Source organism: Sporosarcina sp. SAFN-015, assembly GCF_059415085.1.
Window position 1 is genome coordinate 46,695 of the sequence record NZ_JBPFDR010000007.1, and the last position, 22,632, is coordinate 69,326.

A 22,632-nucleotide genomic window follows, 5' to 3' on the forward strand; every position below is an offset into this window, starting at 1 on the left:
GTAAATGAGTTCCGACAGAAAAGTGCCTGGTACAAACGCAATTCGAAATTGCATCAGTAGCAGGCACCTTGCATTAGGCCCTATATTTTAAAGCTAATCCTTTTAAGAAGTTCCTGGCGTATCGATCCATGCACGGTTTATAATTCTTGTGCCCTTCTTTCCTCAATACAGCGCTTAATTCTCCTTTGGATATAATGACTCCTGCATCTTCTAAAATATCAAGCATATCCTCACTTGTTAACGCGAGTGCTATTTTTACTTTCTTTAGTAGGATATTATTAACATTTTCATTCGTCATGATCGATCCTGCTTGACCTTGAGGTTGTCCTGGTTTTGGATCTTGTTTTCCTCTTTTATAGATAATGAGGCCATTTAGAAATGAATCCAACATTTGATTCGTACACTTCATTTGTAATTCATTTTCAGCTTCATCCTCCTTTGTAAGCAACAGCAATATATCTTCTTTTGTCACTTCAATGCCGCCAAGTTTAAAAATGTCTACCATCTCAGTATTCTTAAAATCTAAAGCGTATCGTAATCGGATCAGTATATCATTATTATTCATTTGTGTAGACCTCCTGAATTGAGTGCTGCAAGTACAAATCAACTTCGGTTTTGTGTGTTGCTATTGTTATTTGATCGAGTTAAGCCTAATAATAGCACACAACAATAAAATTTATTTAAATGGCAAATCACGACTTCCTATTTCCCTTCCTTCACAGACACCAACTCCGTAAAAATCTTGCCATTTTTATCCGCGATTTTTAGGACTCCAATCCCTTTTGCGAAATAAACTCTCGAGCCGCTTGGATAACGGAGAATGACGACGTTCTTAAATGTGCCGGCTTTCACGGTTACTGTTTTCGTCGTGCTTTCAACCAACACCTTTTGCTCCTCAAACATCAGAGACGAATCGATTGTAGCAGCCCCTTGTTTCAATGGCAGGGGAACGTTGATGAAGATGAAGTCGGAACTTGATACACCCATCAGCAGTCTTTTTTTGTCTTCAATATAAGTAAAGTTCGATAAGTCCGGATAAAGGGGACTCTTTTTATTATATAAGAAGGTGTATTCATCATCTTTTTTGACAGTAAACGTCTCTCTCTTCTCTTCTAAGAACGATGGTTCGTACGTAAGAATCAGCCCTTCTGTAGGTGTCAAGCCACCGGCAACCGTCGTTGAAGCGGCTTTCGGGTTTTGCTTGGATAACGCAGATGTATACACATATCCCTTATTTTTGCCGGCTTGTACATAGGACCATCCGTTTGAAGAAGACAAAACCGTTACTTTCGAGTGGTTTTGAATCGTTCCGATCTTTTTAGCATTTTGTTTCGGTTCTACACGAAGGATAATGTCATTTTTTGCATGTACATACATTTCGGTTTTCGCTGCTACGCTTGTATGCAGAGGAACGGCGTATGAACAACCAAGTATGAACACCAGTAGTGCTGACAATATTTTTTTCATTTGGACCACTCCTTTCGATAGTTACTATTTACGAGGTTATGAAGCGAGTGTTGAAAATAGTACTTATTGAGCCCATAGCGATTGAATGGAATTGCTGCCCGAAACTGGTGTTGTAAAATATTGCAAAAAGAATATTCAAAAAAGTGTAAAATGTGTTATGATACATTACATATAGCTAATAATTCGCTTCAGTAAACATCAGGGGTAGTGGGGGGAAAGAAAAAATGTCGGAAAACAGGAAACTACATGATTTATTAATGAGTAAGGCAGAACAAATGACGGAAGAGTGGTATGAAAAACTAGATAAAAGTGATCCATCTGGCGTATATTCTTCTACCGATCCTATAGAGATTGAGAAATTGAAAGGGCAGAATTTTGCGTTCCACGAAAATGCTTTTCGAATTTTGATTGAAGAAGAATCTGAAGTGATGAAGCGGATGGAAAGTTGGATTTTGGAGACGACGAGCGACCCTGAACTTGTAAACACACCGATTGAATTTATCATAAGAGAGTTTATGAGAACGCGGAATGTGTATTTTGGTTTCATTAAAGAGTTTATCAATGCGAATAAAGAGTCGATGACCATTGAATCCGCTTTACATTATTATGAACTGATCATTAAAATAACGGATCAGGCGATTGTTTGGTATACACATGAGAGGAACAGATATTTAAAAGAAAAACTGCGATTTCAAAATGACGTTATAAATGAATTAAGTTCTCCTGTCATTGTGATAAGTGATCACACAGCCTTGCTTCCGATTATTGGAGAGTTAGATGCTGACCGAGCGCTATTACTTATGGAGAACACATTGGAGCAATGTGTGGCTAAAGGGATAAGCAATCTGTATATAGATTTGTCTGGTATGGTTATGATGGATAATATAGTTGCACGACAGCTATCTGGGCTCATCCAGTCTTTGGAGTTGATAGGTGTCGAAACAACATTGTCCGGTATCAGACCGGAAACTGCCTTGATGGCGATACAGTTAGGGATTTCTTTCGAAAATGTACGAATCACTTCAAAACTATCACAAGCGATACAACAATGATACTAAGTGTCCAACACCGCCCAAGGTAAAGGGTTGGTGTTTTTTCATGGAAAAAATCGTACCCGTTTGCGGGAAATGAGATTTACTTAGAAAGTGAGAACTACAAGACCTGCAAATCCTATACTATTTTGAAACTTCTTGACAATCCTGTCCGTATACCGAGTAATGCGATCTTGTCGTTTTCATAAAAATGAATGGGGAGATGAGAATGGTCAAAAGGATAATCATAGGGGGATTCGCTGCGATTGTGATTTTACTTGCGGGATGTGAGGAGGAAGAGAAGGCGGTTGCTGATTTGGTGGAGACGGAAATTGTGGAAGAGGTCGAAGCCCAACAAGAAGATGAAACGGTCGTCGATGAGTACTGGTCGCAGCCGATTGATTCGGAGATATGTCAGACAGTAGGGGAATGCCGTGATGTAGGGGATGAATATGGAAGCGAGCATTTTACTAGTTTTTCAGGAGCACTCAAACATTCAGACCAAATGTCGTATTTGAGGGTGAATACGGTAGAAGATGAATCTGATCTTGCATTTGCTGCGAATGATAAGGAAGTTGATAAATCGGTTATCGCCCGCTATGAAATAAATGAAGATGAAATCGTTTTGACAGAAGGCGAGGACGCGAGTATCTTCAAAGGCATCGCTGAACTTGTACATGCTTTGTTCGATCGGAGTAAAGTGAATCTGAAAGTTATTGATTTCCAAGAGAATGTGTACCCTCATGTCAATGTTTATGAGGGGAAATTGGGGATGCCTTCTAATATGGTCCCGCATTGGCTTCAGTCTGCCACGGTGGCAATACTGATTCATGAATATGGCCATTTGCTCACATGGAATGAAAGGGATTTTGTCATTTCGGATACGTGTCCAGCAGATCAATATCATTTGAAGTTTTATAAAGAGTGTTACAACGCTGACAGTTATATGACTCTCTACTATCAAGCCTTTTTGAAGGACTATGAGGAGTATTGGCTACAAGCTGGTTACAAAACTGTGGAAGAACGAATTGCTTTTTATGAGCAACATAAGGATTCCTTTGTGACAACGTATGCTACGGTACATCCTTTGGAAGATATTGCGGAGTCTTTTGCTTATTTTATGTTAACGCCCTACAATGACAGCCCTCAAACGGTGCCAGAAGAAAAGATTAACTTCTTTTATCAGTTTCCGGAACTGGTCGAGCACCGGGCGTTTGTCCTGAAGGAGTTGAAAGATCGAAAAGACAAGATGTGGTCTTTTTATTGAAATGAATTCCAGTCGTTTCAGGAAATATGAATACCACCCTTGGCAATTGTTGAACTCAAGGGTGGTTCACTACTTATTTAATGAATTGCTTCAGAATCCGGTAATGGCCTTTTCCAGGCACATAGCCTAAGCTTCGATTGATGGATTGCATCGGCGCATTATTTTCTTCGGAATCCGTCGTCATCGTATGTGCCCCTTCTTTTATCGCACAATCAATCGATAATAGTTTCAACGCTTTTGCAATTCCGCGTCCCCGATATGCTTTATGAACCCCCGTATAGTTTGTATACAGCACTCCCTCTTCTTCTGTGGTGAACAATTGAGTGACTCCCACGAAACGCTCTCCGTCCAATGCGATAAAAACCCAGTCGTTGCGCGAGGTGTCTTCCGGCAAAAACTCTTTTCGCCATTGTTCAATCGGCGGAAGGCTTCCGTATTGTCCCGGATTATCTTTCGCTGTTTCCACGCACAACTCATACAATTTTTGCTCCAAATCTTCTCCTTGCAGCTCCGCTAAAGTTTTGAATTGAATGCCCGACCTTTTTACCTGTTCTACTAAATTTTCATGATTCGCCAGGTCAGTAGAGCGAAGGTCAAGATGTAAATCAAACACATGCGCATCCAGTGTAAATCCCCGTTTTTGAACAAAGGGAAGGGAGGCATCAATCCAATCATGGACAGTGGATAAAAGGATGGATGCTTGCTGTTCCTTTGCCCAGTTTTCAATATGGGCGAGAAGCAAACCGCCTACCCCTTGTCCACGATAATCGGGATGAACACAGAACGTACTTCCGACCTGACCGGGGTCTGTCCACGGCGCACGAAACGCTGCACCATACCCGATGATTACCCCTTCTCCGTTTTCCGCCACAACTCTTGTTCTACCGAAACCGACCAAGAGGCCATTTTCATTACACTTCAGATTGGAAGCGGTTGGAATATGCCGGTCTTCCTCCTCGAGGGATTGAGCTGTTGTGGAATTGGGTTCCAAGATGTTGAAGAGATTGGCAACTTGCGTATAATCTTCTGGGACTTTCATGTCACGAAGTTTGGCAACGCTAATAATTTCATTTGATTCCATTAAGGACATATTCAACCTTCTCCCCTTTGTAAATCACTACTTATCACTAATTTTACAATAATCAATCAAATTATACTATATCTATAAACTAGTCATCATTCAATAGTCTATTAGAGTACCAAAATCGCGTGCCTGTGCAAGGAGCAAATCAGTTAATTCACTACAATTGCATAAATAAAAAGAAGAAGCTGTAATGAACAGCTTCTTCTTTGTTGCACTGAATTTTTATGCGAATTGGTTGAATTGTCGTGAATGTTTCTTGCACAGGCACCGCAAATTATTTAGGTGCCAGCATGTTAATAGTTGTGATGATGATTGGTGCGCTGAAGATGACGTCCATTAGAAACGCGCCGACGATCGGGACTACTAGAAACGCTGTGCGCGAAGGGCCGAACTTATTGACAGTGGCTCCCATATTGGCCATCGCGTTTGGTGTGGCACCGAGGCCATGCCCAAGGAAGCCTGAAATCATGACCGCTGCATCATAATCCTTGCCGAGCGCGCGGAACATGATGAATACGGAGAAGCCGACAATGAAGACCACTTGGACGAGGATAATGCCGACGAGCGGAAGCGCAAGGCCCGCAAGTTCCCATAGTTTAATGCTCATGAGCGCCATGGATAGGAAGATGGCGAGTGACACATCTCCGATCAAGTTGATTTCCTTCATGTTAACGGTTCCAGGAAGGAAACGGTCCACGATATTTCGGATGAGCACCGCGACGAACATCGCGCCTATGTAAGCGGGCAATACGAAGCCTGTTGCTTCTGTGAACATGTCGCCAAGGATTGTCCCGCCTGCCATCGATAACGTGATCATCGTTACTTGAACCATGAAAGAATGCTGGGCGATCGGCTTTTCATCTTTTTCTACATACTCTGTCACATTGCCTTCTTTCGGCTTTAGGTTATACTTGCCAATCAAACGCCGTGCGACAGGACCGCCTGACAGGCTGCCGCAGATGAGTCCGAGTGTTGCTGCAGCCATCCCGATCGTCACAGCGGATGTGGTGCCGAGATCCTCGATCGTCTGCCCGTATGCAGCCGCCCCTCCGTGTCCACCGCTCATTGACACGGCGCCGCTCATGACGCCGAGCAGCGGATCGATATTAAAGACTTTCGCAAGAGAGACGCCGATAACATTCTGCATGAAAACGGTTACGCCGCACAGTAACAAATAGATGATCAATAGCTTTCCGCCAAGCTTGATCAGCTTAAAACTTGCGCCGAGACCAACTGTTGTGAAAAAGGCGATCATGAATATGGATTGCAAGGAAGTATCCAATGAAATTTCCACAATGCCTGTAGATTTCAAAATGAGCGCGACAATCGCGAATAACAGACCGCCAACGACTGGCGCAGGAATGAGAAATCGGTCAAGGATGCCGATCCGGTTGACAAGCATCGTGCCGAGCAGGTACAGTGCTGCTGCTAGAAATAATGTTGTTATCTGGTTGAGTTCCATCATGCAATTTCACCTTTCCTTTACGTTGAGAGGATGATTTAATAATGCTATTTCCCTCTCCCTTAAACAGGCCGGAGTCACTGGTTCGAGGACGAATCCTGAGGGTCTTATCTGAGTAAGATACCCTTTGTGGAATGAAACACACTTGGCCCATTATAAAAATGTAACAAATCTATAGGCAACTTGGAACCGTATAGTGATATAAAATTGTCTTGGCAATTGTCTTGAAATTCATACATAACACTACGACCATCTCTTCATGATTACTGGAAATGATGAAAAGTAAGTTATAATAAGTACTAGAAAAGGCTTGCAGAAGATAGGGGGATGATTTCATGAATGAAGAAAAATGGAAAGAAAAGTTGAGGACCAATAAAGAGTTATTTATTGGCGAAGCGACAGCTTTCCGTTCGGCTGTTTTAATTCCACTTGTCGAAGTGGAAGGGGAATGGTGTGTATTGTTCGAAATCCGTTCGTCTATAATGAGGAGCCAACCTGGGGATATTTGCTTTCCTGGCGGTCGAATTGACCCAACTGACGAATCGCCTCTTTTCGCGGCTTTACGGGAAACGCATGAAGAGCTTGGGGTGAACCCCGATACTGTGAAAGTTTTGGGATCGCTAAGTCCTTACATTGCATCTCCGTCATTTGTAGTCTATCCGTTTGTGGGAATCGTAAATTATAAGGAAATTATTCGATCTTACAATACATCTGAGGTGGAAGAAGTGTTCACCGTGCCGCTTCACTATCTGCTCGATCACGAGCCGTATATGCATTCGGTTATTGTACACCCCTCGCCCGATTCGAATTTTCCTTTCGAGAAAATCAGGAATGGCGCGAACTACAAATGGAGGGGCCGAGCGATAGAAGAATGGTTTTTTGAGTATGGCTCTTATACGATTTGGGGACTGACGGCGAGGATCTTAAAGCACTTTATTGAAATTATCCGTAAATAAATTAGATGAAATATATTGCTCTTCATCAAATAAATAAATTCGCTCCGCATTGTTGTTTTCGCTTTGATTTCATCGGCAAATAGATATAAAATAAACTACTGTACTTCAATGATTTGCAGAAGACGTTTGAACTGGTATAAAGAATAGTTATTGTAGTGGAGGCTAATTATGGATTATAGAATCAGTAACAAGCAAGTATTTGAACAAGCACAACTGCGCTCGGTTTCGGATGTACCGTTAACTGAGGAGGAACTTCAAAACGGCATGCAGCTTGCGATATCCAAGAAGGATAATACCCTTGCGTTATATTTGGTCGAGGTAGAAGGGCATAAGAAATTCGAAGTTCGTTGGGATGATTCGCACGAATTTTTCACCGGCTGGTATTCCGCTTGGGAAAATTTCACTTGGTGCCTAAATATCGCAGGCAACTGACTTTAAGAGAAACTGGGCTGAAAGCTAATCAGCCATATAATGCAATTGAAAGGCTCCGCTGGTTGTTATTGACTGGCGGAGTTTTTGTGTGTCATCGAAAGGATTTCGAATGTAGTAGCTTAACCGTTTCCTATATGGGTATTTGTAGACAAGCTACGCAAAACAGAATCCGTCTTTCCATCCTGTTGACGATGGAGGGTGAGAAGTATTTTATTGAAATTATCCGTTAAAATTTCAGATGAGGTGGTATGATAGGAGTAAGAAAAGTGTGAAAGTCATTGCCATGTAGCAAAACAGGGGATTAGGAGGGACAAAGGATGGGTTTTCTGAAACTCAAATTGTATATTGAGTTGATGTCCATTGCTTTCGGTGTAGTAGGTATGCTGTATATCGTACCTATGCAAATTATTGTCGAAGGACAACCGAGAATCTTAACGGTCACTATTCTTATGTTCCTATGGTTCATCATTATGAGTCATAACATTACTTTTTATGAGCTATTGGACAAATGGTTTAAGAAGAAATAGACACATTAAAAAATCCGAGTTTTGTAATTAATTTGTCGAAATTTGTGGACCTTTTTCGTTAGGAAGGAAGGAAATGCTCCATATCTGTCGAAGTAGTCGATATGAATAGGAATGGAGTGAGAAGTATGTCATTGGTGTACAAACAAATAATCGTCGCAATAGATGGATCTAAAGAGTCGGAAAAGGCTTTCAAAAAGGCGGTAGCTATTGCTCATCGTAACGGGGCCGCATTGAATTTGGTCAACATCGTCGATACACGATCGTATTCTTCAGTTGAGGCTTATGACCGTTCGATCGCTGAAAGAACCTATAAATCTGCTGAGGAAATGCTGCACAACTACAAAGCGGAAGCTGTTCAAGCAGGTGTGCAAGCAGTCAATGTGATTGTCGATTATGGCTCGCCGAAAAAAATGATTGCAACGGACCTGCCGAACAAACTGAATGCAGATCTAATTATTTGTGGAGCGACAGGATTAAATGCAGTTGAACGCTTCGTCATGGGCAGCGTCTCTGAAAATATTGTCCGCTCCGCAAAATGTGACGTACTTGTCATCCGTGAATAGAAGTTCAAAAAAGCACGCGGCACCCGGGCAATTTCAAATTTCGGGTGTCTGGTGCTTTTATAAGCGATCTTTCAAGCATTCGTATGGCTTTGAAAGAATTAGCAGTCGTACTATTTGCTATTTAATCTAATACCTGTTATTATAAAGAAGAATTATTTTTGTTCTAATTCAGATTGAAAATATATTTTGTCTGAATATATTTTGCTTTTCGTCTAAGGTTTTGAGCAAGGATAGTATCACATGTGTGGAAGACCGCACTAGGAGGCAATTAATATGGAACAAGGTACAGTTAAGTGGTTCAATGCAGAAAAAGGTTTTGGTTTTATCGAGCGTGAAGGTGGAGAAGACGTATTCGTACATTTCTCTGCAATCCAAGGCGACGGTTTCAAAACTTTAGACGAAGGTCAAAGTGTAACTTTTGAAGTTGAACAAGGACAACGTGGCCTACAAGCTACTAACGTTCAAAAAGCTTAATTTTAGCTGGAAAAAGACCCTACTTGTTAGGGTCTTTTTTGTGTACATAAATTATGGAATGGAGTGGATATTGGTGCGAGAACAGTTGTCGTTTTTTCTAACGATGGGATAATTGGTAGCTCACACTTTATTCGTACTTCCCCTTTAAGGGAACAAACCTCACTTCTTCCAACACTGTCGAATGAATTTCTCCGTGCTCCTCTTTTTCCAAAAGCAACAGTTCCTGATGAAGTGTTGTTCCAACTGGAATGATCATTTTTCCACCGATCGCTAATTGATCCATAAGCTCGCGTGGCACTTGGGCAGCGGCGGCAGTTACCATGATTCGGTTATAGGGAGCGTGTTCTTCCCAACCGGCGCTGCCGTCATCCAGTTTGAAATGGATGTTCGTGAAATCGGCTTTAGCCAATCTTTCTTTCGCCCGTTCGTGCAAAGGAGCAATTCGTTCAATCGTATAAACGGAGTTCGAGAAGGCTGCTAGTAGTGCGGTCTGAAAGCCGGATCCTGTTCCGATTTCCAGCACTTTAGAATCTGGCTGCAAATCGAGGGCCAATGTCATTTCGAGCACGAGGGAAGGCTGGGAGATGGTTTGTTCATGCCCGATTGGAATGGCCTCGTCCATGTATGCAAATTCCTTCAGTTCATCCATGAAAAAGGCACGATCTAGTTTTTGAAAATAGGTAACGATGTCTTCGTTTTGGTTGGCCATAGCATAGTGCCCCTTTGTAGAATAGTAGCTTACACTTGTCTTTTACTATTTCCTCTAAAGAGTATTGGCAAACAAGATTTGGAGTTCGTTCGAAACGGACATGTGAAGAACAAATAGTAATGATGTTTGACAAATGATCAACCAATTCCGCAATTGCATACCATCACTTTTCCAAATTAATAAATCTCCCAATAGAAAATTTGGTGCTATTATAATCAATCCACTTTTTCATTTCTCTTTCGACGGCCCTGTTTTGCCATTCAAACCAAATCCCTAAACATTCACTGCAATGACTTTCTACTCCGCTATTGTTATGTGAATCTTTGTAAGTAAAAAAGGTGATTTTGCGGCAGATATAGCAAAATACTTTCTTGTCTTCATAATACTTATTTGCCAAGGGAATCAACTCCACCATTTTTTACTCATTATTTCCAACTCCGATTCATTTAATTCAATCTAATTGCTTAGATCCACCAAGTTTCCCCGATAAGTAGTTTCCTTAATTGAGAAGCGTCCAATTGCAATCTGTTCCACTCGGCATCCAATCTTGAGATGGCTTCAGGGCCGGTGTCATCAGCCAAATGATAGGTCCCGTAATGCATCGGGATGAATGTTTGACCTTTCAACTCCAAAAAGGCCTTTACCGCATCTTCCGGGTTGATATGGCTGACTTTCATGAACCACTCCGGCTCATAGGCTCCGATAGGCATCAGCACAGTTTGAATATTGAACTTCTCTGCGATCTCTTTGAATCCGCGAAAATATCCCGTATCTCCAACAAAATAAATGGAATGCTTCTGATTTTCTATAATCCAGCCGCCCCAATGGGATGTATTCGTGTCAGTGAGTGTCCGTTTCACCCAATGCTGCGCTGGGACAAATGAGAAAGTCATGTTGGCCTGTTCGAACGAATCATACCAATTGGCCTCAATCACTTTTTCATACCCCCGCTTTTTGAAAGCCTGTCCCAACCCGATTGGAACGTAGAAGGTCGGATTTCCTTTTAATCTTTTGATCGTTGGAAAATCCAAATGATCATAATGTCCGTGGGAAATGAAGACGACATCGATTTCAGGCAGATCCATCATAGCAATCCCTGGTGCCGTCAGTCGTTTCTGAAAGCCCATACGATTGGCCCAGACAGGATCGGTAAGCATATTGAGGCCATTCATCTGAATGAAAAACGTGGAATGCCCAATCCATGTAATCGACGTGTCCATTCGATTGCTCTTTAGTTCTTCGATTTGCTTGTATGGTGCCTGCTCGATTCGGATGCTAAGATCCTTTTTATTAATCTTGCGCTCCTTCTGCCAACGGCGAAAATCTGTAAATGTTTTTGTCGTTTCCACTTCATCCAAATTTACAAAACGGTGCTTCCGTGACATGACATACCTCCATTGGTTGTAATTGCTACTATTTTAACACTCGACCCAGTCGCATTACAGAATGTCTGACTGCTGTTTAAGGTTTTAATTTTATCCAACAGTATCGTTCATTTCCAGTGAGTTATCGGTCATTTCCCGGAAGTTATCGGTCATTTCGCGAGAGTTATCGGTCAATGTCACAAAGTTATCGATCATTTCCCGAGTTTTATTGTCATTTCGTGACTTAGGACCTAACCAAATTTGCGCTCAATATCCGATTCTCGAAGTCGCAGAATCGAGCCACCAACGAAAACAATTTCACGACAATAAAAAAAGCCGTTCCATTCAAGATTTCTCTCGAATGGGACGGCTTCAAGTCGTTCATTTACTTTGAGTGGCTTAATTCCTTCGCTGCTGCAAATAAAATTTCGACAGCAGGGAGGAGGGAATCTTCGTTGATATCGAAACATTCGTGGTGATGGCCGGCAGCGAGGTCGGTGCCGAAAATGCAGTATGTTGCTTGGCCGCCACGCTTTTGGACCGCTTCCAAGAAGTAGGTGGCGTCTTCTGAACCTGCGTTTGCTTCACTCGTGACTTCCACTTGTTCAATGAAAGCGTGCTGCTCGGCGATGTTGGCTAATTTCTTTGCCAAGTCTTCGGAGCATTTGCAGCTGATCGCTTCCCCTGCAGTTTCGATCGAGTACTCGATGCCATACATTTGTGCAGCGCCTTTTACGATGTTTTCAACTTGTTCTTTCATATAGTTGTTCACTTCGCTTGTTTCCCCGCGTGTTTCAGCGATGAGAGTGGCGCGGTTGGCGATGACGTTTCTTCCTGATCCGGCGTGGAGTTCTCCCACGTTAATGCGAGAGTCCCCGCCGGAATGACGGCAAATGGCATGCATATTCAATGCGGCGCTTGCAGCGGCAAGCAATGCATTTTTGCCGACTTCCGGTTCACCACCTGCGTGAGCAGCTTTTCCTGTGAACGTAATATTTAACTTCGTTGTCGCAAGAAAGCCGTTATTTGAAGCGACGAAATGATGTTGCGGCACGCCGGTTCCGATATGGGAAGCGATGAAGAAGTCTGTATCGTCAACAACCCCTGCACGAGCCATCGCTTTTGCTCCGCGTGTGCCTTCTTCGGCTGGTTGGAAGATCAGCTTGATGACACCGCTTAGCTCATCTTGCTTTTCAGCTAACAAAGTAGCAAGTCCGAGGCCGATGGAAGTGTGTGCATCGTGTCCGCATGCATGCATGGAGCCTTCCGCAGTAGAACGGAATCCTTCGGTTGCAGGTGTATGGTGTGCCGCATCAGATTCTAAAATCGGTAATGCGTCCATGTCCACACGGAACGTAACAGTAGGGCCGGGACGTTTCGTATCGAGCGTTGCGACGATTCCGGTGAACCCTTCCTCAAAATAAGGGAGGAAGCGTTCCACAGCTCCGTTTTCTTTTGCCCATGCGACATGTTCTTTCGTTTTTGCAGCGTCGGGTTTCCCCATGCATTCGTCTGCTTTCATCACTTCTTTGCCGAGCTGTAAATCAAAACCTAAGGATTCTAATATGCTTGCTACGATGGATGCCGTACGTATTTCTAGAAAACCTTGTTCAGGAAATCGGTGGAAGTCACGTCTCCAGTTAATGAGTTGCTTTTCTAGTTGCATAATAATGCCTCCTATAATGGTTGAAAGTCTCTATCAATTATAAGCGTGCGTGAATACCAGGTCCAAATGGAATTCCTAAGTAGAAGAATACGATGATCAAAATGATCCAAGTAACTAGGAAAACAAGGCTATACGGAATCATGAGGGACATATACGTTCCGATGCTTGCCTTCTTATCGTAACGTTGCATGAATGCCAATATGATGACCATATAAGGGAAGAGCGGCGTAATGATATTTGTTGATGAATCGGCAACACGATAAGCGACTTGTGTGAATGCCGGGTGGTAACCAAGTTCCATGAACATCGGTACGAAAATAGGTGCTTCAATTGCCCATTTCGCTGAACCGGATGTGATCAAGAAGTTCATGAGTGATGTGAAAATAATATAACCGATGATGAGCGGCATTCCTGTAAAGTTAACGCTTTCAAGGAATTCTGCCCCGTTAACGGCTACCCATGTACCTAGGTTAGACCAGTTGAAATAAGCAGTGAATTGTGCGATTGCAAAAACGAGTACGATATAGCTGGACAAGTCTTTGACGGATTCGGACATGTAATGGCTAACGTCTTTACTAGACTTGATTTTACCAATAGAAATTCCGAATGTGATCCCGATAATGATGAAGAAGAACAAAATGATCGGAATAATACCGCTCAAGAATGGTGAACTAGGAATTAATCCACCTTCTTCATTCGTCAATGGGCTGTTCGGAATAAGAATAGCTCCTACGACAACGGCAATATAGATAAGACCTGCAATGACAGAGTTTATAAACGCTTTTTTAGCATGCGGATGTTCTTCGGTTTCTTCGTCTTCCAATGCTTCGCCTTTATACGTACCGAGACGCGGTTCGATAAACTTGGAAGTTAATAGACCGCCGACGATCGTCAACACGATAACAGAAGCGATATTGAAGAACCAGTTATCTACAGGTGATACTGTGAATGATTCATCCATAATGCGCGCGGCTTCTGTAGAGATACCGGCAAGTAATGCGTCTGTTCCTGCAATAAACAAGTTTGCAGTGAACCCAGCGCCTGCACCAGCAAAACCGGCAGCAAGTCCGGCCAAAGGATGGCGTCCGACTTTATAGAAGACTAAGGCTGCAAGTGGCGGAATGAGCACGACGGCAGCATCGGAAGCAAGGTTCCCCATGATCCCTACAAATACGACTGTGTAAGTTAGTAAGAAAGGAGGTGATTTCAAAATCGTTTTACGTACTGCATAGTCTAGCAAACCAACTTTTTCTGCTAATCCAATCCCGAGCATCATAACGACAACAAGGCCAAGCGGTGCAAAGCCAGTGAAGTTATCGAGCATTGAAGACAACATGAATTGTAAACCTTCAGCGGAGATCAAGCTCTTAATCGGCATGACCTCTCCCTTGCCAGGATGGACAACGGAAGCGTTGAAAAGACTGAAAATCCAAGAAGTAATAATCATCAACACTGCTAAACCGACAAATAATGCGAACGGGTCAGGTAGTTTGTTACCAACCTTTTCAACAACATCCAAAAATCTTTGGAATAAACCTTTTTTCTTTTCCATCATTTCACCTCTTTAGTAGATTCTTTTTCCGCCCAGCGTAGATGGACTAACATCTTTCGGGATAGGGGGATTGTATGGGTTTTGGTGCTCAAATTGAGCATGTTCTTTTTTCACTTGTTCAAGTTTTTCGCTTGAAGTGAGTAGGTCGATGCCTGTCAAAGCCATAGCGGAAGCTGCACGCATCATACCGCGGTTTGCAAAATCGGAAAGCCCTTGTGCAGTCATTTGCCATGTGTGTAAAGCAGTTCCAAGAGTGCTTGTTGCAGCAGTGAGTTGGGCAGTAGGAAGCACCCAGCTGACATCCGCTACATCTGTCGAGCCGTAGAAAATTTCCTCGGATGCTACATAATCAGAAATTCGGTCATTCAAATATTTTCCTTCGAATTCACTGCCGTCTCCGATATAGCCAAATCCATTCATGACGTCTAAGTAAAATTCCTGCTCATCAGATGAGAACGTCTCCCAAATCTGTTTTGCATACGCCTCTTCTTCAGCTGACACTTCGCCAGCTCCGACTTCTTTCAAGTTTTTATGAAGGATTTGTTCCAAACTTCTATTTGGCACGTAGTTGGAGCATGCTTTAATGAATTCGATTTCCACGTTTGTTTCCGTCATGAGTGCAGCACCTTCAGCGATTTTGCAAATCCGTTTATAAATCCCTTCCACCTGATTGTTTTTCGGTGCACGGATCAAATAGAGAACTTCCGCTTGAGGTTGCACGACAGCAGGGGACAAACCGCCTGTATCCGTAATCGCATAGTGGACTCTTGCATCTTGAATGATATGTTCACGCAAATAATTGACACCGACGTTCATTAATTCAACAGCGTCCAGTGCACTACGACCGAGGTGCGGGGAGTTTGCTGCGTGTGCAGAAATTCCTTTGAAACGGAAAGCGACTTGGTAGTTTGCCAATGTCGGTCGGCTCATAATGGCGTTGCCGGGTGACGGATGCCATGTCAGTGCCGCATCGACACCTTCAAATGCACCGTCTCGCACCATGAACGTTTTCCCGGATCCGCCTTCTTCGCCTGGGCAGCCGTAAAAGACGACAGTTCCTTCTAAGTTGTTCGCTTCCAAATACGCTTTCGTTGCGCAAGCCGCTGCAAATGCGCCTGTACCGAGCAAGTTATGCCCGCATCCATGTCCGAAATGAGGTGATTCTTCAACGAGCTCTTTTTCAGCGGTTCCCGGCGTTTGGCTCAGTTCTGGTAAAGCGTCATATTCACCTAGAAACGCAATGACGGGTTTACCGGAACCATACGTTGCTTTGAAGGCAGTAGGGATATTTGCGAGATTGCGCTCAACCTCGAATCCTTGTTTTTCGCATTCTGCAGATAGAAATGCGGCAGATTCATATTCTTCAAATCGTGTTTCTGGATGGCGGAATATGTAGGCGGATACCTCGTTAAAGTAATCTGCTTTTTCTTCCATATACTTTTTGATGAATGTATTCATTTGATGTCCTCCTAGTTGTTATTCTAATGAAAGTGAGTTGTTGCCAGTTGTTTCTCGTAAATATTCAGCTAGCACCCTAGTTCCTTTCAAGAGATCTTCACTATCGGCGTGCTCTGACGGATGGTGGCTAACTCCATCTCGGCATGGGATGAATAAGAGCCCGCACGGCCAGCGTTTGGCCAAATTCATAACATCGTGTCCAGCCCCGCTATCTAGCGGCAATGAAGACAAGCCGATTTTCTCGCAAATATGTGTGAGCTTTGCTTGTATGGATGAATCGAGTTGGGTCGGTTCATCATCAACGAGCGTTTCAATGGTAATCGTAACCGGCCGATCCTTTTCAATGGATCTTGCATAGTCGGTAATTCTTTTCACGAGTTCGTGTTTTTCTTGTAAACGCGTACTTCGGATATCGACGCCTAACACGACTTCCCCTGGAATCATGCTTATTGCATTCGGGCTGTTTTGAATCGTGCTGACCGTCGCCACAAGCGGAACTTGTTGTTGTGCGATGATATCAACCGTTGCTTCCTCAATGAACGTAATGATTGGTGCAATGGCAACGAGTGCGTCTTGGCGTTCTTCCATCGGCGTAGTGCCTGTATGGTTTGTTTTCCCGACAGTAGTGATACGGAGTCGAGTTGGCTGCGCGATTGCCCGGACAATTCCCAATTCCTTTCCGGACTTCTCCAGCTTCGATGCTTGTTCAATATGCAATTCGACAAATTGTTCAAGCTGATGATCTTCGAGTCTGGCTTCGTGTAGCAGCTCCCAGTCCAAACCACAGTTTGCAAATGCTTCCCTCAAGGTGATGCCGTTATTATCTTCTAGAGAAGCATGTTTGGTTTTATCCAATATCCCGCAAATTGCTTTACTGCCAATCGTAGAAACATGGAAGCGCGCAGCTTCCTCGCAGGCAAATGCAATAACGGCAATGTTCTTTTTCGGTTGGAAGGACGCCTCTTTTAGTAGTTTCACTGCAGCGAGACTTGCCACTACACCCGCGGCGCCATCGTAACCTCCGCCGTTGTAAACGGTATCGAGATGTGAACCGGTGGCAATCCAGCTTGCTGAATCATCGACTTTCCACAAAGCCCATTGGTTGCCTGCCGCATCTTGATGCGTTTGAAGTCCAAGTTCCTTGGCGATGCAGCGGAATTGTTCCTGAGATGCCTGCTCTTCCTTCGTATAGCCAAGTCGTGAAAACCCGTCTGCCTGGTCCATCGTGTTGACAAGATTGACTTGCAGCAGCTTTTCTTCAATCCACGTAATCAGATGATGCATCGCTTACTCCTCCTTTCCGAAGAGGAGTTCTTGGTCCGAAAAACGGTACACATTGCTAGGGCGTCCTCTTGGTGTTGTTTGCGTTTTATCGTAAATTTCGATGATACCGGCTTGCTGCAATTCTAGTAAAATCCGGCGGGCGTTTCGCTTCGTGTTTGAGAACCATTGCGCCACATCATCAGCAGTGAATTCCTGTTTGTTGTATCTCTGGCAATAAAACGCCAACCGCAGCACATCTCGAGCGTTGCTGTCCGTCATTTGGAATCTTTCTTGCAAGATTGTACGCAACTCGGTCGTGTTCAACATACTTGCATAATCGCTGCGTACTTTTTGCGTAATGTCTTTTTTCGTTTTCACGATTAGAAGAGAGGGCTCTTCATCCGCTTTTAATTGATTGAGCCCATGTCGCACATGTTGTTCGGCTTCTAAAACGGTTTGTCCATAGCCGATTGTAAAACCGATATCCAATTGATCATTTAACTTGAACGTTTCGATCGTCGTAAGCAAGGATGATTCAATATCTTCATCGATTTCGCCTTTCGTCGTATAAATCGAGTAAAGTCCGTCTGCAATTTCTACGAAGGATCCATTCAATTTCTGCGTCAATGTGAAAAGGTGTTTTTTAACGACTAAGTCTTGAAGTTTCCACTCAAAGATCGATTTCTCGATATTATCATTGGCATTTAACACTTGGCATCCAATCACGGCCATCTGCAAGTTTTCAAAGCGTTTTGACTGCGCTTTTTTAATGAGCAGTTCAATTGATAACTTAATTGACATGTAGGAGGGGGTCAGCCGGTAGACGGGAACGTTGGATTCTTTTAGCCGATCATATACTTCTTTCATAGCAGTAATGGCAACTTCGGTTTTCTGATTTTTGTACCGTTCTTCGTGAAGGGAAGCGATCTTTTTCCCATCACCGTTACAAGAAGGAATCGTTTCGAAATGAAGATGCGTTAAGTCGTAAAAGGAGACTACTTTTTGCACTTCTTCAGCCGTAATATAATCAATGCTGACCGATCGAATGATCCGACCTTCTTTTGCTTGTATTTCCAATAGTTTTCCGAAGAAGCTTGAACCGTGCAAATAAGGAAAACTCGCTTGCTCTTGCTTCACTAAGCCATGTTGCAACGCGTACATATGATTCATAATTCCGGAAAATAGCCACTGATCTACGATTAGGCGTCCTTGCTCAATCAATGCAGGCAATTCGCGCACATTTTCGTATATGAAAGGAATGCATTTCGTGTTCGGAAACTCCTCCGCAACTGACAAAATCTTACCGACCGATTCGGCAGGCCCGACAACACCTATTGTCACTATCAATTTTCCACCCCCTCTGCATTGTAAAAATCGATTTAAGGTCAAATTCCTTTAAGTTTCCTTATACGTTACTATAAAGCGCTTACATTGTCTATATTTTTTTCTTTGGAAATATTAGATAGTTCACAAGAATATTGTTAGGGCATGTTTTAGAAAGAGTAATCATTTTCATCTTTCTTTGTTAACTTGCCTCGGGGTTTATTTACAGAAAAATAAGGAATCATTTCAAAAAATCAGGTATAATGTAGGATATATAGAGATATGAAAAAAGTAGGCTAATAGATTATAAGCGGGTGACATGATGAGGTTGTTCGGATTCTTATCTACTAAGCGAGATGATAAGGAAAAAGAGCTGAAAACGATAGATGAAGAAAGAGTGAAAAGCGCTTCACCGGTAGCCAATCCAGTAAAAGATCCGGATATCCACTATCTTGAAATGCAAAATCAACAACTGTATTTCGACTTAGAGATGAAAGATCAAACGAATAGGCAACTAGTTGCAGAACAAAAAAGATATGAAGAGCTATTTCAAAAGCAGTCTGCTGAACTGGAAAACTATAAGAAGATGATCCGGACGCTCGAAGGAGAAATGGAGAGGCGGCCGACGAAAGAAGAGCTTGACCAGAAAGACGAGCAAATTCAACGGTTGGCAATGCGGCTGAAAGCAGTTGGCCAGGGGCTCGTTTCAAAGGATGCCTATGAACTGGCACAATCGGAAACCGCGAAGGTGGAGCAACGACTTCGTATGATGACAGCTGCGGCCGAACAGTTGAAAGTTAGGGCAGATCGGCTCGAGGCGGAAGTTCAGTCAAATACGGCTGCGCCCTTACTTAAGGAATTAGAGAAAAAGTACGCTATTTTGCAGATGAGCCATTCATTACGAATCGTGGAAAACAATCGTTTAGCTCAACAGTTGGATGAAACAGAAATGAAATTCAAACAGCTGGAACAACTTTTGGAAAAATTGGAGATGCCTGCACCGATTACGATGGAGCAAGACGCCGGTTTTGAACAAGCGATCCACAACAGTGTTTCGATGAAGGACGTTGTCATGACTATCCTTGAGGAAGCCATTACCGTACAGATGGAGTTGGAAGAAGAGGAAAACGAGTTTTTGAAGGCGGCTGACATAGTACCGGAATTACAAGTGGATGACCAACCAATGCATGCCGAGAAGGAAATCGATGAAAAGAAGATGTTGCAGTCGATGTCAAAAGAGTTGCTGAAGACTGTTTCTACATTAAAAGAATCGAAGGTGCAAGAAGTATCTAAAGCACCTTCATTCCCGGCTTATAGTGAAGCCTCGTTTTTCCCACGTGATGACAACTCAGAGGTTGGCTTTTTGCGGAAAGTACTTAGTAAAGTAAAGTCCTTAATGAGACCGATCCGAAAAGTGGAGTTCGACAGTACATATAGTGTGGATTATGCATCTGCCTATGCTGAAGGGATTATACGGAAACGTTCATACGAACATAACAGCCGACTAAAAACAATTGAAGATTCCCCGTATTTGGCGCGTGTCGATTATGTCACTCGAAACGGCGCGGAAACGATGTATATCGGGGAACAAGGCATCGACGGCTATGTGACGAACTGGAAAGCGGAAGCGGCCTCGCTCTATTATTTGCGGACAGTCGGCCAACCGATTTCCCATAAGACGCTTGGCAATGTCATCGTCGATTACAGCCGGCAGATAGATATACGAAGAGGAAGTATTTATAAGCTCCATCCTCCACTTACGGCATCGAGCCAATACTTCCAAGATGAAGGTCTCATTTCCGCACTTTCGGACAAACGTGGTGTGGACATGCAAGCAATTGTCGCGACGTTGCAACGTGAGCAGTATGAAATCATCCGACTTCCGATGACAAAGCCGATCATTATCCAAGGTTCGGCGGGAAGCGGGAAGTCCGCAATCGCCTTACACCGATTAAGCTATCTGTTATACAAATACGAAGATCTTTCGCCGGAGCGTGTGGCCATCTTAGGACCGAATGAGGCCTTCTTGGCTCATATTAAAAACGTACTTCCTTCGCTAGGGGACTTCGGCATTAAACAGATGACATTCCTTAACATGGCTTGCGATATTCTTGGCTTATCACCGGCTAATATAAAGCGACATGGCTTAAACGAGCTTGAACTCATTCAAGCGAAAGGATCGTTGGAGTTCCAGTCGATTGTACAAAGGACGACCATGAGGAAACTCAATGATCTCCGTACATGGGCTGCACAGGTTTTGGTAGGTACAATTGCTGTTCCTATCTTGCCGATTTTGCGTGAAATGGAGAAGTATCCTGACCTGTCGCTGAAAGAGAGGGAAAACCTCTATTTCAACTTCTTTCTGAAGAGTCTTCAAAAAGAGTTGAAAGATCGGAATGAAGCGTCCCACGAATGGAAGCAATGGGTTCGGGAACAGGCGAAAGAGTTGGAGAAGCAGGAAATTGTCACTCTGCCTCTCTTCCAAAGCGAGTTTCTGTCAGAGCGTATCACCGAATTGGGGAAAAAATGGACGCAGGACGCGGTCGGTTATGCAGAGGACGCCTCCGCTGCGATGAAAAAGAAGATGGAGGAAAGCCGGCGTCAGTTCCTTGCGGCCATCCAGCATGCTGTCCAGGAGAAAATGGAGGAGCATAGCGCTATTTTAAAGGACAGTATCCTCGGAGTGATGGACGAGTCATTCATTATGGATGCATGGCGACACCAGATGAAGTGGAGGATGCGTGAACAGCGGGAAGAGGTTATTCTACAGCATATCGCATCGCAAACGGATGAGGTGTTGAATGCGGCCGGTCTCCTGGATGAGCCCGCCTTGAAAGCACAGCTGGAAAAAGTGCAAGGACAGCTGCTGCAGGAGTTTGCTGCAGAAAAGCAAGATTTTGTTGACGAACGGAAAGCCATGCTATTCGACGCTTTGTACAAAGAAAGCCTCGCGGGAATTGAACGAGCGTATTACAGACAGATTATGGGTGCGATCAAACGGGAGTACAATTACAATTACAGTTTCAGTAGTCGCTATCCGAGTTTTGCGTTTGAGGAAGACATCGTCATGTCTGATGCAGATCAGGCCAAGCTGCGAAGCTATGTGAAAAAGAACTTGAAAGCAAACTTGTTTGAGTGTTGTGAAGCCGCGGCCCAGACAGCGAGAGAGGAAGGGGTCTTGCCCGTGCAAGAGGATCCGTTCGGTGTGTATTATGAAGACTTGCCGGCATTGTTGCATGTCGACAGGCTGTTAAACGGGTCTCCGAAAGCTCATCTGCTGTCGTATTTGATCATCGATGAAGCGCAAGATTATATGCCGTATGAAATTACGGAACTGCATGCACTCACTCGGAAAAATGGCATTATGCTCATAGGGGATCTCGGACAGAATTTGAACCGAGCAAGCTCGCTGGAAGACTGGAATGTGCTAGGTGAATGGATTGGGGACCTATCGCTCCATGAATTGAAAGCCTCTTACCGGTCCACAGCACAAATTGTTAATGTGAGCAATGAAATCATTGAGCCTTTCGCGAACGGGAAATATTCACTTTCGAAGGAAACGTTCCGGGAGGGCGAACCGGTTCAGCTGACGGAGTTCACGGCCGGGACAGAAGAGGAGAAACTGATTGCCATTCTGGAAGAAGCCGTCTATGAACACCATCACGAGCCGGTCGCTGTCATTGTGAAGGATGAATCGATGATTGAGCGGTACCATTATATGATCGATCCGTATTTCTCTGTCGCCATCCAGACTGCGGGCGAACTGCCGACGGGCAAAAAGGTAGTGATCACCACTCCTTCCGCCGTCAAAGGGCTCGAGTTCAGAGCAGTTGTCATTGCCGGTTTCAATGACTATCAACCGACGGACGACGACCGGAAATTGGCCTACGTGGCAACGAGTAGGGCATTGCATCGTCTATATTTGATGGTGGAAAAAGGAAAAGGCAGTTTAGTAATGAAGCAATAATGGACCGGAAAACAACTTTTTAATGCAAGTAGGAATGGGCAGGAATTTCCTCAGCCTGATTGAAAAC

General features: G+C 43.7%; 19 protein-coding genes. 8 read left to right on the forward strand and 11 right to left on the reverse strand.

Translation table 11 applies throughout. The annotated features are described in order from the left end of the window. Nucleotides 1–73: 73 nt before the first annotated feature. On the reverse strand, nucleotides 74–565 hold the full coding sequence (locus ACR65H_RS12950) for a YehS family protein (protein ID WP_440500760.1): 492 nt from the start codon (nucleotides 563–565) through the stop codon (nucleotides 74–76). A 137-nt stretch (nucleotides 566–702) separates the two neighbouring features. Further along, nucleotides 703–1,467: an SH3 domain-containing protein gene (locus tag ACR65H_RS12955; RefSeq protein WP_440500762.1), complete on the reverse strand. Its 765-nt coding sequence runs from the start codon at nucleotides 1,465–1,467 to the stop codon at nucleotides 703–705. Between the two features lie 224 nt (nucleotides 1,468–1,691). On the opposite strand from ACR65H_RS12955, the gene ACR65H_RS12960 reads away from it, so the two are divergent. Both ACR65H_RS12960 and ACR65H_RS12965 read left to right on the forward strand, forming a co-directional pair. Beyond that, nucleotides 1,692–2,519 carry an STAS domain-containing protein gene (locus tag ACR65H_RS12960; protein WP_440500764.1) on the forward strand — a complete coding sequence of 276 codons (828 nt, stop codon included), beginning with the start codon at nucleotides 1,692–1,694 and terminating at the stop codon, nucleotides 2,517–2,519. A gap of 208 nt (nucleotides 2,520–2,727) precedes the next feature. Next, nucleotides 2,728–3,765, forward strand: a complete 1,038-nt coding sequence (locus ACR65H_RS12965) for a hypothetical protein (protein WP_440500765.1) — start codon at nucleotides 2,728–2,730, stop codon at nucleotides 3,763–3,765. Between the two features lie 73 nt (nucleotides 3,766–3,838). Here ACR65H_RS12965 and ACR65H_RS12970 read toward each other — a convergent pair whose 3' ends face one another. Continuing rightward, the gene (locus ACR65H_RS12970; protein WP_440500767.1) at nucleotides 3,839–4,855 is read right to left on the reverse strand and encodes a GNAT family N-acetyltransferase; all 1,017 of its coding nucleotides are present in this window, start codon (nucleotides 4,853–4,855) and stop codon (nucleotides 3,839–3,841) included. Between the two features lie 268 nt (nucleotides 4,856–5,123). After that, the gene (gltS, locus tag ACR65H_RS12975; RefSeq protein WP_440500768.1) at nucleotides 5,124–6,314 is read right to left on the reverse strand and encodes a sodium/glutamate symporter; all 1,191 of its coding nucleotides are present in this window, start codon (nucleotides 6,312–6,314) and stop codon (nucleotides 5,124–5,126) included. Between the two features lie 332 nt (nucleotides 6,315–6,646). On the opposite strand from gltS, the gene ACR65H_RS12980 reads away from it, so the two are divergent. From ACR65H_RS12980 to ACR65H_RS13000, 5 genes are all read left to right on the forward strand, one after another. Next, entirely contained in the window at nucleotides 6,647–7,267 is a 621-nt protein-coding gene (locus ACR65H_RS12980) for an NUDIX hydrolase (protein ID WP_440500769.1), read from the forward strand. Nucleotides 7,268–7,435: 168 nt separating this feature from the next. Beyond that, nucleotides 7,436–7,699 (forward strand): hypothetical protein, encoded by a 264-nt coding sequence (locus ACR65H_RS12985; RefSeq protein WP_440500770.1) that lies wholly within the window; start codon nucleotides 7,436–7,438, stop codon nucleotides 7,697–7,699. A gap of 317 nt (nucleotides 7,700–8,016) precedes the next feature. Next, nucleotides 8,017–8,226, forward strand: coding sequence for a hypothetical protein (locus ACR65H_RS12990; RefSeq protein ID WP_440500771.1), 210 nt, complete (start codon nucleotides 8,017–8,019; stop codon nucleotides 8,224–8,226). A gap of 125 nt (nucleotides 8,227–8,351) precedes the next feature. Continuing rightward, nucleotides 8,352–8,789, forward strand: coding sequence for a universal stress protein (locus tag ACR65H_RS12995; RefSeq protein WP_440500772.1), 438 nt, complete (start codon nucleotides 8,352–8,354; stop codon nucleotides 8,787–8,789). A gap of 273 nt (nucleotides 8,790–9,062) precedes the next feature. Further along, nucleotides 9,063–9,263 carry a cold-shock protein gene (locus ACR65H_RS13000; protein WP_440500774.1) on the forward strand — a complete coding sequence of 67 codons (201 nt, stop codon included), beginning with the start codon at nucleotides 9,063–9,065 and terminating at the stop codon, nucleotides 9,261–9,263. A 127-nt stretch (nucleotides 9,264–9,390) separates the two neighbouring features. Here ACR65H_RS13000 and ACR65H_RS13005 read toward each other — a convergent pair whose 3' ends face one another. From ACR65H_RS13005 to ACR65H_RS13035, 7 genes are all read right to left on the reverse strand, one after another. Further along, entirely contained in the window at nucleotides 9,391–9,972 is a 582-nt protein-coding gene (locus ACR65H_RS13005; RefSeq protein ID WP_440500775.1) for a protein-L-isoaspartate(D-aspartate) O-methyltransferase, read from the reverse strand. A gap of 464 nt (nucleotides 9,973–10,436) precedes the next feature. After that, entirely contained in the window at nucleotides 10,437–11,357 is a 921-nt protein-coding gene (locus ACR65H_RS13010) for an MBL fold metallo-hydrolase (protein WP_440500776.1), read from the reverse strand. A gap of 364 nt (nucleotides 11,358–11,721) precedes the next feature. Further along, nucleotides 11,722–13,002, reverse strand: a complete 1,281-nt coding sequence (locus ACR65H_RS13015; RefSeq protein WP_440500778.1) for an amidohydrolase — start codon at nucleotides 13,000–13,002, stop codon at nucleotides 11,722–11,724. A 37-nt stretch (nucleotides 13,003–13,039) separates the two neighbouring features. Next, the gene (locus tag ACR65H_RS13020; protein ID WP_440500779.1) at nucleotides 13,040–14,557 is read right to left on the reverse strand and encodes an AbgT family transporter; all 1,518 of its coding nucleotides are present in this window, start codon (nucleotides 14,555–14,557) and stop codon (nucleotides 13,040–13,042) included. A gap of 9 nt (nucleotides 14,558–14,566) precedes the next feature. After that, complete coding sequence (locus ACR65H_RS13025; RefSeq protein ID WP_440500781.1) at nucleotides 14,567–16,012, reverse strand: M20 family metallopeptidase; 1,446 nt, start codon at nucleotides 16,010–16,012, stop codon at nucleotides 14,567–14,569. An 18-nt stretch (nucleotides 16,013–16,030) separates the two neighbouring features. Next, nucleotides 16,031–17,296, reverse strand: a complete 1,266-nt coding sequence (locus ACR65H_RS13030) for a M20 family metallo-hydrolase (protein WP_440500782.1) — start codon at nucleotides 17,294–17,296, stop codon at nucleotides 16,031–16,033. A gap of 3 nt (nucleotides 17,297–17,299) precedes the next feature. Continuing rightward, a complete protein-coding gene (locus tag ACR65H_RS13035) occupies nucleotides 17,300–18,622 on the reverse strand; it encodes a hypothetical protein (protein WP_440500783.1) in 1,323 nt (440 codons plus the stop codon). Nucleotides 18,623–18,920: 298 nt separating this feature from the next. Between ACR65H_RS13035 and ACR65H_RS13040 the strand changes: the two genes are divergently transcribed. Beyond that, nucleotides 18,921–22,565, forward strand: a complete 3,645-nt coding sequence (locus ACR65H_RS13040; RefSeq protein WP_440500784.1) for an ATP-binding domain-containing protein — start codon at nucleotides 18,921–18,923, stop codon at nucleotides 22,563–22,565. Nucleotides 22,566–22,632 lie beyond the last annotated feature (67 nt).